Origin of the sequence: Rhizobium ecuadorense, assembly GCF_001187535.1 — a bacterium.
Lineage (GTDB): Bacteria > Pseudomonadota > Alphaproteobacteria > Rhizobiales > Rhizobiaceae > Rhizobium > Rhizobium ecuadorense.
This window is the reverse complement of record NZ_LFIO01000495.1, coordinates 1-222: the sequence shown is the minus strand read 5'-3', so window position 1 is coordinate 222 and position 222 is coordinate 1. Positions and strand designations below refer to the sequence as shown.

Here is a 222-nt window from a genome sequence, read left to right as displayed (position 1 = left end):
CTGAAAGCCTTCCGCTTGTGTTTCGACCGTCCCGTCTGGATGTATCAGCAGGATCGCGGGTCCGTTGACGTAGATACGGCCTTGCGGATCGATCACGATCTCGTTCCAGCCATTCGCTCCCAGCTCGGCGAACTCTTCCAGTCCGGAACCGTTGAACCGCAGCAAGTGCGATGCCCCTGACGCGATGACGTACATGTCGCCCTGTGGTCCGAAGTCGAATGA

General features: G+C 58.6%; 1 pseudogene. It reads right to left on the bottom strand.

Annotated features, from left to right (window positions below):
* Window positions 1-195: pseudogene (locus AF337_RS11555) on the bottom strand (SMP-30/gluconolactonase/LRE family protein); the annotation flags it as partial.
* Window positions 196-222: the final 27 nt, after the last annotated feature.